The organism is Leptolyngbya sp. AN02str, assembly GCF_050565595.1.
Taxonomy (GTDB): Bacteria; Cyanobacteriota; Cyanobacteriia; order Elainellales; family Elainellaceae; genus Kaiparowitsia.
Genome location: NZ_JBNXVR010000056.1, coordinates 24,528 through 36,781, shown reverse-complemented (window position 1 = coordinate 36,781; position 12,254 = coordinate 24,528). Strand labels below are relative to the sequence as shown.

Here is a 12,254-nt window from a genome sequence, read left to right as displayed (position 1 = left end):
TTTATCTCCGTTACTCGACAGATGCGTTAGCCACGAACTGGAGCGGTTGGCGGCAGTTTGGAGGGACAACCACTAGTGCCCCAACGCTAGAAGTCTTCAATAATCGTCTCTTCATGTCTATTCGAGGAACAGACGACAACATTTACACTCGTTACTCCACCGATTCTCTAGCAACTCAGTGGAGTGCTTGGGACAACGATGGAGGTGCTACCCTTAGCGCTCCTGATTTGCAAGTTTTTAATGGCAGGCTTTATCAAGCTCACCGAGGGACAGATAATCAAATTTATCTCCGTTACTCGACAGATGCGTTAGCCACGAACTGGAGCGGTTGGCGGCAGTTTGGAGGGACAACCACTAGTGCCCCAACGCTAGAAGTCTTCAATAATCGTCTCTTCATGTCTATTCGAGGGACAGACGACAACATTTACACTCGTTACTCCACCGATTCTCTAGCAACTCAATGGAGTAGCTGGGACAACGATGGAGGCGCTACCCCTAGTGCTCCCTATCTAGCCGTTTTTAACGGTAGGTTAATTCAATCTCATCAAGGACTAGATCAGAGAATCTATAGCCGACATTCGTTAGATCCGTTAGCAACATCTTGGAGTGGGTGGCGAGAGTTTGGAGGTTTAACTCCTACAGGTACAGATGATACTCCTATGACACCCTCAGACCGGATTCCGGGACTCCAAGATGCGTCTATTCGGACGTTGGTGAATACGGCTCTTGGTGACAACTTATTTACCCACCAAGAACTCTCATCCTTGCTCCGGAGTACGGCAACGAATGGGGTTACAGCCACGGAAATTGCAGATTTAAGGCGAATTTCAGGCAATTTAAGCTCCTACCTGAGTGCTAATTCCCGCTCCTATATTCAGTATATTTTTAATGCGGTAGTCAATGGGAATACGGCCAATCAATGGTGGACAGGGGGAGGAAGCACCCGAGTAACACTGGGCAACTTGACTGCCGGGTCTACTCAACAGCATCTCAACCGCTTAGTGGGTAAATGGTTTGGGGGGTTGGATCTGCCAACGAATTTTGTGGGGGGAGATTCCGCCGCTGGTACTGGTAGCATAACGTTTAGCTATGGGCAAATGACAGGAAGTTTGTTTGTCAATGGCATCAGCTTTAGTGATGTTAATCAAGGTCAGGCTGGAAACTGTTATTTCCACGCGGCAGCGTCTACTTTGGCCAATAACCAAAGTCAGTTTATCCAAACTATGTTCCTTGGCAATGCAGACGGAACCTATGGGGTACGTTTCTATGGCAGTTCGGGCAATGAGGTTTGGGTAACTGTAAACCGTGCAGTTCCTGTAGTAGAAGGAAGGCTTGCCCTAGCGGGTAATGCCACGCGTTCCTTAGGTGGGGAAATGTGGGTGGCGTTGGCCGAAAAAGCCTATGCCCAAGCGAATGAGATTGGACAGTTTGGCCGCCCTACCACTGCCAATAGCTATCGGCACACTGAAGGGGGAATGGGAGAGGCTCTGCGCCATATTTCTAACCGGCCCATCACAACCTTTTCTTCCTTCAACAATAGCCTCACCACTTGGAATAGTTATCTCAATACGGCGATCGCCGCCGTTAATGCAGGTCGCTCCTTGTGGTTAGGAAGTTTTGGCGACACCTATGACAGTTCGGGCAAGCGGAATTTGGTGAGTAGTCATGCCTTTGCGATCATAGGCTACAACTCCAGCACCCAACGATTTACCCTTGCCAATCCTTGGGGACCTGGTAATCCATCTTATGCTGGGGTCTTTGAAGCGACTTGGGGTCAACTGTTTAATGTTCGGGGAGTCGTGTCCTGGGCCTAAGCTAAACCCTTCTTTTCTGTGCAATTTAACTCAATTTGATGAGGTACATTGTCGGGAGCGTCCCACTTGCGTCATCCCTCACCCTAAAGCCCTCTCCAAGATAGGAGAGAGATGTTGAATCCCGCTCCCCTTCTTCCTTGGCTCCCCTTTTCCCAAAAAGAGAGAAGAAACTGGGGGATGTAGATTCCCTCTCGTAGGGTGAGCGATGAATTTGCAAAAGTGGGATGCTCACCATATTGTCAGCGGCCTAAGGGATTATTTCGTTCCCCTCATAAGCCGATCCGTTTATAGATAGATCTCTATTCATTTAATCAGAAACATCGAAAAGTGTGGCTGATTTATGCTATTTCTGGAAGCGATCTTTGCAGTTTTGGTAATGGATATGATGCTATTGAGCGCTTGCCTATCTTCCGTATTCCCCTTTAGCTGAGGAAATCAGTAACACTATGGCATTACCGGATTGGGCCTATGGTCAACGTCAAAGACTTAGCCCTGTTCTGATTAAGGGAGAAGTGATGAATGTTGACTATTTGGGACCTCAATGTACGCTAACTATGAAAATCTTAGAGGTTCTACGCAATCAAAGCCAGAGAACTCTAGAACCTGGAGAAACCATTGTGATTACTTTTGTGGGACATGGATCTCCAGAAGAGGATAGCTCTGCCTCCTCTCCTCCTCCCATTGGATTGCCGGACATGGCCGTGAGCGTTCCCGATCAAGGCGATCAAAAATATGCTTGGCTACGATCAACGGATGGGGATGGCTATGAGCTAATGGCAGGGAGATATGGCTTTGGGCCTAATTTGGAGAATGTCCATCGGTAGGAAGCAACCGCTCACACATGAGTAACATTACTTATATCTTCCACCTTCGAGGGTTTAAGCGATTAGGGTGGGTAATTGAAGGCGTAGAGTTCGAAGATGGCGTTCGTGCAGATCAACAACCCAATTCAGAACTTAGCCAGGACGCTGCTTGATTCTTCTTCATACACCAGATTTGACCGTATCTCTGGAAAAAAAGCTGCCTCCCAACTGTTGCATTCAACAGGACAAGACCGAAGCTATACTAACCCGAGGGTAGAAGCGGGTTTCGTGTCATGGCTCAGAATGACCTTTTGCTGATAGATGGATGATTCAAGCCAGATGAGCAGTGGCTGGCAGTTTGAGAGCGAACTCACATTAGAAAACTTCGTTTGGAGTGTTCTGCCTTCTCTTCTTGGACTGACGCCTCTTAAACGGCAGTACTGGGTGGAGGGGCAAGTCTGCGATATTCTTGCGGTTGATGAGCAGGGACAGCTTGCAATCATCGAGCTGAAAAATGCGGAGGATCGCTATGTCGTCCAGCAGTTGACTCGCTACTATCACGCGATTGTGACCACACAATCTATGGCAGAACAGATCAATGAGGCACTGCCGATTCGACTCATTGCGATCGCTCCCAGCCTACACCCCCATAACCTGATTGACCAGGAGTACTGCCAGCTCAAGATTGAGTTGATGATTTTTACCATCCAAACTTCTGGTCGCAACTTCACGTTTCATCTCACTGAGCAGGTGGGTCTTGACACCCGAGTCATCCCAATCCCTGACAGGTTTCATCAGCATCTCTTCAATTCAGCAGCAGATGCAATGGGAATTGAGCAACCCGCTGTGCTGCCGCCGCCTCGCTCTTTGCGGCGATTGTTAGAGAATCTATCCAGTGCTGAGGTGCAGTTTGTCTTATCGATTCGAGAAAAAATCCTGTCCTACAGCGATCGCATGATTGAAATTGGGCGATCGACAACTACTCAGTACGGGTTAAAAAAAGGAGAGCGAGACATTTACAAGACCAAGATTTGTGCTGAGTTTCGACCCTTGAACTCGCGTAGCCAATATCCTAGATTGCGTCTGCGCTTGCCTTACCCTAAAAAACAAAAAGGGGGACCCGCCAACACGTATCTTCGACAGCCCGTGAAAGGGTTGGCTTGGGTTGAGATTTCAATCAACACGTGGTGCGATCAGCCAAAAGATATCCAGCTCTATTTCTACCTGGGTAAAGGCAACCGCTATAGCTACAGCTGCAATATCGGCGAATACTCCAAGGCTTACACCCAACTAACGGGAGGAGCTCGACCTCTTTCAAGTCTCTCAAGCTTGGTGTCCTTAGCTTTAGATGAATGGCATAGCTTGAGCGATTCCCACGGATGAAGCTAGTGGAAGTCTCTCAAGCTATACCCTGTTGATGGTGCTCAAACATCTGCTAGCTCCCTGCGGCAAATACCTGATCAACGGTCAGCTTCAATTCTGGAAATGTGGGGGAGAGGATGCGATCGCCCGAGCGAAACTGTTGTAACTCATACTCTCCATCCACCAAACGGCCAATCGTAAAGGTGGGTTGCTTGGGAGAGCCAATGTAGCGTCGTCCACCAAAGGCAGCATAATCCACCAGCCAAAGCTCTGGAATTTCGAGGGCTTCGTACTCCCCTAGCTTAGTGAAGTAATCGTCACGCCAATTGGTCGAAATGACCTCTACGATGACTTTGATCGATTTCCCTAATGTCAAAATTGATCTGCTTTCCCACTGAGGTTCATCAATAAGGGCTGGTGCATCCAGGATAATGACATCCGGTTCATAGCCTGATTCTTTATCCAGCGACCGCACAATGCATTCTTTGGGAATGAAGTAGGGTTGTGCCAATCGCTCGATTTCAATACCTACTTTGAGGGCAATATATCCAGCGATCTGTGAGTGTTTTCCTCTCGGTTTTGGCATTTTAACAATGACCCCCCAATGGAGTTCGTAGCGATGTTCTGATGATTCTGGGAGCCACTCAATAAATTGGTCAAAACTAACAGGTGTTTCTAAAAAGCGGGCTGTCATGGAAACCTCCTGGGGCTGCAAATCGCAATATTGCAGGAGTTGCAAATATTCTTTGGTTTGAGCATTGCCACAATTGTATCAACGTTCAACTGGGCTAGAACAGGCTAAGTTGCTCGTCCTGTGGGTCGTCTCCAGTGGCTTTTTGCTTTTGGGTGATTTCTCTTCCGCCCTTTGGCCTTTTTTATGATGCAAGCTGTGGGCAACCTCTGCGGCGTGGCGTTGATGGTTTAACTATGTGCTCTGGCAATTTCTGAATATCGTCTGCTGCTTCATTAGGATTATGAAAGCGGTTGTAGGTTTTTTCAGCCCCTTCCGGCGATCGCGCGATCAGCGTCACTGGCTCAATCAATACGCATATAGAGAGAATCGGCTGCCCTCAGGATAGAGCGAGCCATCCACCAGTTCTGGGAACACGGCATCTTTGGCACCCAAATTGTGCCCAGAACTTCAGTCAGTGCAACTGCCTACTTCACTGCGAGCAGCCATCAAATCCTCAAAATATTTTGAGTTCATCTGTAAGTGTCAAAAATATTTTATGCCCAGCTCTCGCCAGGAATCTTTGGGGATTCCTGACGAAGCCTGCAACTCTTTGAACCTTTTGCAAAATACTTTGGTTTTAGTCATGATGGCTCTACTTCTTTCTGTTCTACCGCAGTGGTAAGGAATAACCTTGTTTAACGTAGCAACACAACTCGATTGATTCGCAATGAAACCTTACCAACGCCCGTCCGCACGCTCCCATGCTCCTGCCTCAATTGGGATTGCGATCGCCTTCTACGCCTTCATTACCATTGGTTTTGCCGAAAGTGGTTTGGGGGTGATACTGCCCTCCATCCTGGATACGTTTAATTTGACCTCTGCAACGGTTACATTCTTGTTTATCAGCCAGATTGCGGGGTATGTGCTTGCTGCCTTTAGCAGCAGCCTGATTAGCAGCCGACTAGGATTAGCACCGATGCTGTTGATTGCTGCTATTACCCTCACAACGGCGCTCGCTACCTATGGTTTAGCGCCTGCTTGGGGCATCATGGTTGCGGTAGGAACCCTATTGGGTTTAGGCATTGGTTTAATTGATGCCGGAATCAATGTCTATATGGTGAGTGACCAGCAAGATGCGAAATGGATTGGGCTACTGCATGCCTTCTAAGTGGGTAGCCAGAATTAAAAGTGGTTAAGTTGAGGATGTAGAAGATAACTTGTTTCTTCTCTTGGAGTTAAACCTAAAGCGTTTCACCTGACATCCTGTTTGTTCTCCTCGTGATTGTAAGCCTGCAATCACTCCCATCGCTAACTCATACTCATCCTCGAACATCCGGCCTCGAATTTGGTGAGCTTTAACTTGATGCCACTCCCCTTCAATCGGATTCAGTTCTGAACTGTAGCGGGGCAGATAAAACAAATACAATCCCTGTTTCTGCCACTCTCGAATCTGCTGCTGCACAGCTTGGCTGGTGTGAATTGGAGCATCGTCTTGGACAATTACGGTCATTTTGCCTGTTCGCTTCAATAACCGTTGCGCCTGTTTAGCCTGTGCATTCATAAAGCGAATGTAAGTGGCACTGGTGATACTTCCCACCACCAAACCATAAGCAAACTTGCAATGGGGTTCCCATACGCCAATGATATTCACCCGTCTACCATGTCTTGGGGTTTGTTCTTGCCGTTTTTGAGTGCCAGCGAAAGACCAACTGTAGCTGACTGGACTCCAGCAATCAAATCCGGATTCGTCCAGATCCTTCAGCTTTAAGTGCCCCTCCCTTGCTGCTTGCTGCAGCAATTTGAGGTCTGCTTGTTTCTGTTGGTTCTCGACCGGGTTCTGTAAGCCTCGATGGCTCGCTCGGGTGCGCTTCCAGCGGTAGCCCTTTTTTTGAGAATCCGCCGCAAGTGCCGTGGACTCAAGCTGACTTATCGTTCCTGCTGCAATTGCTGCACTAACTGCTTGGAGTTGTGGGTTTGAGCCTCCTGCTGCAACGATTGCTCTAAGTGCGCAATATCGGCTTCCTGCCACTTAGGACGACGTCCCGGACGAGGTGCATCCCACAATCCCCCCAGACCTTGGTCTCTCCAACGGTAAATCGTTTCTCGCACTGTCTCCACCCGCCACTCAAAATACTCGGCGATCTGCTGGGTCGTCCATCCTCGGTGGCTCAGGCGTAGTACCTCAGCACGGTCTTTTGTGCGTTGGGGTACGCTGGTGGCTGTTCTAAGTTCCAGCAGAGTGTGGTCTTCTTCTGCGCTCAAGATCGCTTGAAGTCGAGGACGAGTCATTGGAAAAGGGGAACTAAAACGGGCTTCCCACTAATTCTGACATAACACCGTTTACTTCTGGCTCCCTACTTACGGTATTGGTGCATTGCTAGGACCCGCGATCGCCACGACTTTGCTGCTATTTGGACTCAATTGGCGGCAGGTATATTTTGTGATTGCCAGTTTAGTGGCACTCCTTGTGATTGGTGTTGGATGGGTGATTGTCATTCGTTATCCACCTATGATGCGGCGAACCGCGACATCAAATTCTCACGCCCTTGCCAATCTCCGCTTTGCGCTCAAAACACCCGCCGTTTTGATTTCAGGGTTGTTTCTACTAGTTGCTGTGGGGACAGAAGCTTCCTTGGGAAACTGGGCATACACCGTTCAACAGGTCAATCGCGGCATTTCACCTTCCATTGCCGGATACAGTATCAGTGCTATGTGGTTGGGATTTACGATTGGGCGGATGCTGCTGGGCATTTTGGTGAACCGTTGGGGAGCCGTTCGGCTGGTTACAGCGTCGTTGGCTCTGCTTGCAGTTGGATTATTGACCTGGTGGCTCCTGCCAGGACAGTGGTTAAGCTTGCCGATAATTGGGTTCGCAATCGCCGCAATTTTTCCCACCACGATCTGGCTGATGCCTCAACGAGTTCCAGCGATGGTTGTACCTGCGGCGATCGGATTTGTCACGAGTGTTGCCAGTTTAGGATCGGCGATTATTCCCACAACGATTGGCTGGGTTGCGAATCGGATAGGCTTAGAAAGTATTCCTATGTTGATTTTGCTCCTGGCGCTCGCGCTCGCCATGCTGCATTCCTGGTTAATGAGGCAAGATATTTCATCTTTGGATTAGGGAAAATAGAAGGCAGTATTCAGCACTAGAATGCTAGGTAAAGCCACAAGAACCATTAGACCTCTTCAAAAATAAGTGAGGCGATCGGAGAATGGAGGATGTTGAGCGGCTGAAGTGAAACATGAAGCAAGCCTTCTTCAATCGACTCCTGCAGCTGATTGAGCAACGACCACAACAGGGGAAACGGATGCTCGGGTTAGACCGTGAGGCCCTGTGGGAGTTGTGGCAGCGGATAGCCGAACTCGATCGCCAGAAACGCTTACAGCAGGCGCAACGCCCCGGACGTAAACGGCAAGTGGGAGGGGGACGCAAGAAGGATGCCCAACTGCTGTGTCGGTTGCTCGTAACGCTGCTGTACCTGCGGCAGCACTGGACGATGCAGGCGATTGCTGAAACACTCGAGTGTGCCGAATCAACCGTGTGGAACTACATCTACGAGATGCTGCCCCACATCCAAGCGCAGTTGCCGGCGAGTCTGCTCGAACAGTGGCAAACGGAGTGTCCGAGTCTGGAACGGGCAGAGCTAGAGCAGTGGTTGGCGGAGTTACCTGAGGGAGCGCTGCTGGTTGATACGTGGGAACAACCAATTCCACGCCCCAAGGATGACAACGTGCAGGAAGCGTACTATTCGGGCAAACAGAAGGAACACACACGCAAGAACCAGGCGATCACGTTGTCCAGAGGAGTTGATTTAGTGGATGTGGTATTGGGAGAAAAGGAACCACGCAGTGACAGCAAGTTGTTGGAACAGACCCAGCAGGAATTGCCAGAGGAGTTGTCGTTCATTGGGTGATAGAGCGTATGTCGGTCGTGACCGTACCACGACCCCGCACAAGACTCCCCCAAAGGGGAAATTAACGCAGGCGCAGAAGGAGTTCAATCGCCAAGTCAGTCAGAAGCGCGTGTTTGTGGAGCATGTGATTTGAGTGATTAAGATCTTCCGAGTGGCTAAGGAGGAGTTTCGGATGCGTTCAGGGATGTACGAGATGGTGATTGCTTGTGTGTGCGGTTTAGTTCGTTTACGGGTGCAGTATGCCTAAAAACAGAGCTTGAGCAGTTCAACCTGTCCGCTTTTCTTATTCTTGAAGACCTCTATTAGATGATTGGGTTGTGCATCAGAAGATTCAAACCTCTGAAGAGAGCCCGTAGGAGACCGCCTTTGCCCAGAAAATACCAATTACCAGTGCGTCAGGAAGCCTTTCATGAACGCGGTTACGAGCAGCCGTGAAGTGAGCACCACTGGTCAATACATCATCAACTAGAGCAATGATATCGTTGGACTTACAGTGCAAAGCGATCGCTTCATCAAGCTGCATCGCTAAATAAATGTCATTGGGGTTTCTTCCATCGGAGCGCAAATGGTAGCTCTCCATACTTTTAGCCGTATAAATTAAAGGCATCCATCTGACGCCTTCGATGCTTTCTGCTACTGCTTTGACAACCTGCTCAACACGATCATCGTATTCAGGCTCAGAGCGCTCTTTGGATGGTGGCATTGGCACTAGAATCAGTGACAACTTGGGCTCAAGCCGATCGCGTAGTAGTGCTGAAACTTCCTGGGCAAACTGTTGGATTGCTCTTTGTTTGTACTGGAGCCGTTGAGGATTTCGCTTAATATCATCCTGGCGAATCTTCAGGTTAAGAATGAGTTGATTCGTTTCTGAATATTGGTAGCCCTGACCAGCAGTGTAAGTACGGGCATAGAAGAGAAAGCTCCGCTCGTGATCTGGGCAATGGGCTAGAATATCAGACTCATCAGTTTTTCGCCAGCGGTACTCTCTGCGTTCAGTCATTGGGAGTTAGATGATCAAGAATTTCCGAACCATTTACTAAGCGAATTGCCCCTTTTGCCAGAAACTTCTCGGGCCAGTCGAAACCTTGCCGGAAACAGGAATCAAGGATAAACAGCTTTCGATGCTGTTGGATAGCTGCCTCTGCTTGAGTGAGAGACCCACTACTTTCAGACGCTTCTACAATTACTGTCGCTTCACTTAGTGCAGACATCGTCTTGTTACGCTCTGGAAAGAAGAAGCGATTTCTGCGATAGTCCTGTTGTGAGTACAAATAGAAAGGAACTTGACTAATCAATAAATAATTTCGAGCAATCGCCTTTTGAAGATCATGATTTGCACGTGGATACACCTCATTTAATGCGGTACCAATGACTGCGATTGTTCTTCCTTTGGACTCCAGAGCAGCAGTATGTGCTGCGGTATCAATGCCCTCTGCTAGTCCTGACATCACAGTAAAATCATGTTCCACTAAGAACCGTGCTAGTTTTCTAGCACGCCGGATACCATTCTCTGAAGCTTTACGCGCACCTACCACAGCAATTGATCTTGAGGAGAGCAAGTCCAATGCCCCTTGGTAGTAAAGCACCTCTACTGGATGTCGGGCATCCTTTAGCCGTTCAGGATACTCGAAGTCTTCATAAAACAATGCCGAGAACTTGTGATAAGGCAGCAACGACGCAACCTCGTGTTTGATCCTGGTAATTTCCTCAACTGAGATTCCTACTTCTGCTGCCACCTTGGAGGGTAAGGCATGATCGTAGCGTCGAAACAAGTCAGCTACCTTAGGAAAAGTAGAATAATGAGTCCAAATTGCTTCATAGGCAGCAATTTCCTCAGCAGGACTAATAATGGGAATGCTGTTTTTAGCAAAATCTAGCAGCATTGAAGGTTTTGCCAGGTAATTAGTTCATTTGTACTATATTAACAGGGCTTAGTCAGCCCGTATAGATCAGTAAGATGCTGATAGTTGTACCAGAATTGCTTAGTTTTATATAAAAATTTACATCAGCCCCAAGTCATGTCAAAAGTCTAATGCATAATGGTGGCTGCTTTTAACCTGCTCTTTTCACTGCTCGACGGAGATATGAGTTATACGTGGGTGATTTTACTGGAGGCTAAGCCCCCAAAAACCATTCACAGTTCCTATGAGTCTAGACGAAGCGCGCAAGCCCTGGTAGAAGAATCTGCATTGCTAGGAGCTGCTGGTGGAGTTAGCATACTACTCGAATTGGGTGCTATCTGAATCAAAGTTCAATAGAACTTGCGTTCAGAAGCGCTGACTCGGTAGAGGTAAGCTCCTGACTCGCATTCACCAGGCGAATTCGAGGATGGTCGCTCAACTGCTGTACGATCGCCTCTGGGCTGGTGTAGCGGGTTTGAGCTGACGCGGAACGGGGTGTCTCGACCTCTGGCAAACCCCAAACAAACAGCACCAGCTCAGACCAAAGGTTTAAGGGCTCAGGTGCCACCAGATCGCCCGCCACCACAATGCGCTCGATTGAGTAGTGGTCCCGTAGAAATGTTGCGGTATCTCGTGCCAACTTCCAGGCAGCGGCTTTGTGATTTGGGTCAGCCGCTTTCATCCGTTGTGCCAGTAGAGCCGCCACCCAATCACGTGGGTGAGCCAGTTTGACGACCTCTGTCAGCCCAAAGGTCATCATGAGCATGCCTGCCAATCCCTTGATGCCTTCTCGTCCACCAATGTCAGGTCGTCCATTGAGGAACTCAAACTTTGCCTCTGGGCACCAGTAGATATAGTCGTCAAACGCGATCGCCACCGGGTCTAGTGCCACTGGAAACTTCATTAGGGCTTTGCTCCAATCCACCCCGTCTCCCACTCGAGGTATCCGTGTGAGTCGAGGCACATCTGCTGCCACGTCAAACCAGTTCTCAGCAAGCGGGTAGTCCCAGTCATCCTTTTTCGCTAGCCAAACCTGATCCGGGAGGAAGGTTAAGCCTGGAATGCTGGAAACAGCATATCGTCCTGCCGCATTGGTTGTTTGCCGCTGGTAGGCTCCCTCAACGGGCCGCCATAACTCAATTTGCTCCTGAGCCGTATTCACAATCCAAAGTTCTGGAACGCCCGCTGCTTTATAGATTGGCTTTTTGACGGTGTAGGTGTGCTCCTCACAACCCGGTTGGATAACCTCCACAACGATATCTGCTGCTCCATCCAGGTAATACTCATACAGCCGATTGCGTGGCTCACCTCGGAAGAACAAGACATCGGGCATGAACCCATGCTGGCCTAAGCGATGGACAAACCCATTGCCCAATGACTGTCCTAGTTTTTCATAGCGCATTCCCAGCTTAAACATCGCCAGTCGTAAGGCGTGTCGCAGTTGCGAGCCGGAAAATTGCCAACTGCCGTGATAGGGCGGGTTCTCGGGCTGATACTCAACTCCATCTGCCCACCGTTGCATTGCAGAAGCATCAGGGCTGGTGGGTATGGGTGTGCCCAACGTGTGGGATAACGCCTGCCACCATAACTGTTCTGGGGCAAGGGAGGCGATCGCCTCTACTCCCCACCCTCGAATGATTTGGCTGAGCAATCGACGGCTGTGAACGAGGCTATCTCCAACAATCAATTGCCCATGTACCAGTTCGATCTTGAAACCCGCCGACCAAGCATGATAATCGTCTAGCAAACTTGCAGACATCAGGAGCGTCTCCAAGGGTTAACTG

General features: G+C 49.1%; 13 protein-coding genes. 7 read left to right on the top strand and 6 right to left on the bottom strand.

The window, feature by feature from the left end:
• The 3 genes from ACQ4M4_RS26335 to ACQ4M4_RS26325 all read left to right on the top strand — a co-directional run.
• The coding region (locus tag ACQ4M4_RS26335; RefSeq protein ID WP_430687455.1) for a C2 family cysteine protease at positions 1 to 1,814 on the top strand (1,814 nt) is incomplete at its 5' end.
• A 446-nt stretch (positions 1,815 to 2,260) separates the two neighbouring features.
• On the top strand, positions 2,261 to 2,638 hold the full coding sequence (locus ACQ4M4_RS26330) for a hypothetical protein (RefSeq protein ID WP_430687454.1): 378 nt from the start codon (positions 2,261 to 2,263) through the stop codon (positions 2,636 to 2,638).
• Positions 2,639 to 2,938: 300 nt separating this feature from the next.
• Entirely contained in the window at positions 2,939 to 4,000 is a 1,062-nt protein-coding gene (locus ACQ4M4_RS26325; protein WP_430687453.1) for an endonuclease NucS domain-containing protein, read from the top strand.
• A gap of 52 nt (positions 4,001 to 4,052) precedes the next feature.
• Here the strand turns inward: ACQ4M4_RS26325 and ACQ4M4_RS26320 are convergent, their stop codons facing one another.
• Complete coding sequence (locus tag ACQ4M4_RS26320; protein WP_430687452.1) at positions 4,053 to 4,673, bottom strand: Uma2 family endonuclease; 621 nt, start codon at positions 4,671 to 4,673, stop codon at positions 4,053 to 4,055.
• Positions 4,674 to 5,379: 706 nt separating this feature from the next.
• On the opposite strand from ACQ4M4_RS26320, the gene ACQ4M4_RS26315 reads away from it, so the two are divergent.
• The gene (locus ACQ4M4_RS26315) at positions 5,380 to 5,820 is read left to right on the top strand and encodes a hypothetical protein (RefSeq protein WP_430687451.1); all 441 of its coding nucleotides are present in this window, start codon (positions 5,380 to 5,382) and stop codon (positions 5,818 to 5,820) included.
• A 24-nt stretch (positions 5,821 to 5,844) separates the two neighbouring features.
• Here ACQ4M4_RS26315 and ACQ4M4_RS26310 read toward each other — a convergent pair whose 3' ends face one another.
• Entirely contained in the window at positions 5,845 to 6,681 is an 837-nt protein-coding gene (locus ACQ4M4_RS26310) for an IS630 family transposase (protein WP_430687450.1), read from the bottom strand.
• A complete protein-coding gene (locus ACQ4M4_RS26305) occupies positions 6,579 to 6,941 on the bottom strand; it encodes a helix-turn-helix domain-containing protein (RefSeq protein WP_430687449.1) in 363 nt (120 codons plus the stop codon). The genes ACQ4M4_RS26310 and ACQ4M4_RS26305 overlap by 103 nt, the downstream gene beginning before the upstream one ends.
• Before the next feature lie 76 nt (positions 6,942 to 7,017).
• Here ACQ4M4_RS26305 and ACQ4M4_RS26300 point away from each other — a divergent pair, with 76 nt between their 5' ends.
• The 3 genes from ACQ4M4_RS26300 to ACQ4M4_RS26290 all read left to right on the top strand — a co-directional run bounded on the left by ACQ4M4_RS26300 (position 7,018) and on the right by ACQ4M4_RS26290 (position 8,702).
• The gene (locus tag ACQ4M4_RS26300; RefSeq protein WP_430687457.1) at positions 7,018 to 7,776 is read left to right on the top strand and encodes an MFS transporter; all 759 of its coding nucleotides are present in this window, start codon (positions 7,018 to 7,020) and stop codon (positions 7,774 to 7,776) included.
• Positions 7,777 to 7,963: 187 nt separating this feature from the next.
• Positions 7,964 to 8,569, top strand: coding sequence for a transposase family protein (locus ACQ4M4_RS26295; protein ID WP_430687448.1), 606 nt, complete (start codon positions 7,964 to 7,966; stop codon positions 8,567 to 8,569).
• Entirely contained in the window at positions 8,475 to 8,702 is a 228-nt protein-coding gene (locus tag ACQ4M4_RS26290) for a transposase family protein (RefSeq protein ID WP_430687447.1), read from the top strand. Before ACQ4M4_RS26295 ends, ACQ4M4_RS26290 begins: the two co-directional genes overlap by 95 nt.
• A 198-nt stretch (positions 8,703 to 8,900) precedes the next feature.
• On the opposite strand, the gene ACQ4M4_RS26285 is transcribed toward ACQ4M4_RS26290, so the two are convergent.
• From ACQ4M4_RS26285 to ACQ4M4_RS26275, 3 genes are all read right to left on the bottom strand, one after another.
• Complete coding sequence (locus tag ACQ4M4_RS26285) at positions 8,901 to 9,569, bottom strand: hypothetical protein (protein WP_430687446.1); 669 nt, start codon at positions 9,567 to 9,569, stop codon at positions 8,901 to 8,903.
• Positions 9,562 to 10,452: a DNA-processing protein DprA gene (locus ACQ4M4_RS26280; protein WP_430687445.1), complete on the bottom strand. Its 891-nt coding sequence runs from the start codon at positions 10,450 to 10,452 to the stop codon at positions 9,562 to 9,564. The genes ACQ4M4_RS26285 and ACQ4M4_RS26280 overlap by 8 nt, the downstream gene beginning before the upstream one ends.
• A 361-nt stretch (positions 10,453 to 10,813) precedes the next feature.
• Positions 10,814 to 12,229 carry a Uma2 family endonuclease gene (locus ACQ4M4_RS26275; RefSeq protein ID WP_430687444.1) on the bottom strand — a complete coding sequence of 472 codons (1,416 nt, stop codon included), beginning with the start codon at positions 12,227 to 12,229 and terminating at the stop codon, positions 10,814 to 10,816.
• Between the last annotated feature and the right edge of the window lie 25 nt (positions 12,230 to 12,254).

Bases quoted from the DNA above. Each gene is read 5' to 3' on its own strand.
- ACQ4M4_RS26330 (WP_430687454.1), top strand. From the start codon at position 2,261: ATGGCATTACCGGATTGGGCCTATGGTCAACGTCAAAGACTTAGCCCT.
- ACQ4M4_RS26325 (WP_430687453.1), top strand. From the start codon at position 2,939: ATGGATGATTCAAGCCAGATGAGCAGTGGCTGGCAGTTTGAGAGCGAA.
- ACQ4M4_RS26320 (WP_430687452.1), bottom strand. From the start codon at position 4,673: ATGACAGCCCGCTTTTTAGAAACACCTGTTAGTTTTGACCAATTTATT.
- ACQ4M4_RS26315 (WP_430687451.1), top strand. From the start codon at position 5,380: ATGAAACCTTACCAACGCCCGTCCGCACGCTCCCATGCTCCTGCCTCA.
- ACQ4M4_RS26305 (WP_430687449.1), bottom strand. From the start codon at position 6,941: ATGACTCGTCCTCGACTTCAAGCGATCTTGAGCGCAGAAGAAGACCAC.
- ACQ4M4_RS26295 (WP_430687448.1), top strand. From the start codon at position 7,964: ATGCTCGGGTTAGACCGTGAGGCCCTGTGGGAGTTGTGGCAGCGGATA.
- ACQ4M4_RS26290 (WP_430687447.1), top strand. From the start codon at position 8,475: ATGTGGTATTGGGAGAAAAGGAACCACGCAGTGACAGCAAGTTGTTGG.
- ACQ4M4_RS26285 (WP_430687446.1), bottom strand. From the start codon at position 9,569: ATGACTGAACGCAGAGAGTACCGCTGGCGAAAAACTGATGAGTCTGAT.
- ACQ4M4_RS26280 (WP_430687445.1), bottom strand. From the start codon at position 10,452: ATGCTGCTAGATTTTGCTAAAAACAGCATTCCCATTATTAGTCCTGCT.
- ACQ4M4_RS26275 (WP_430687444.1), bottom strand. From the start codon at position 12,229: ATGTCTGCAAGTTTGCTAGACGATTATCATGCTTGGTCGGCGGGTTTC.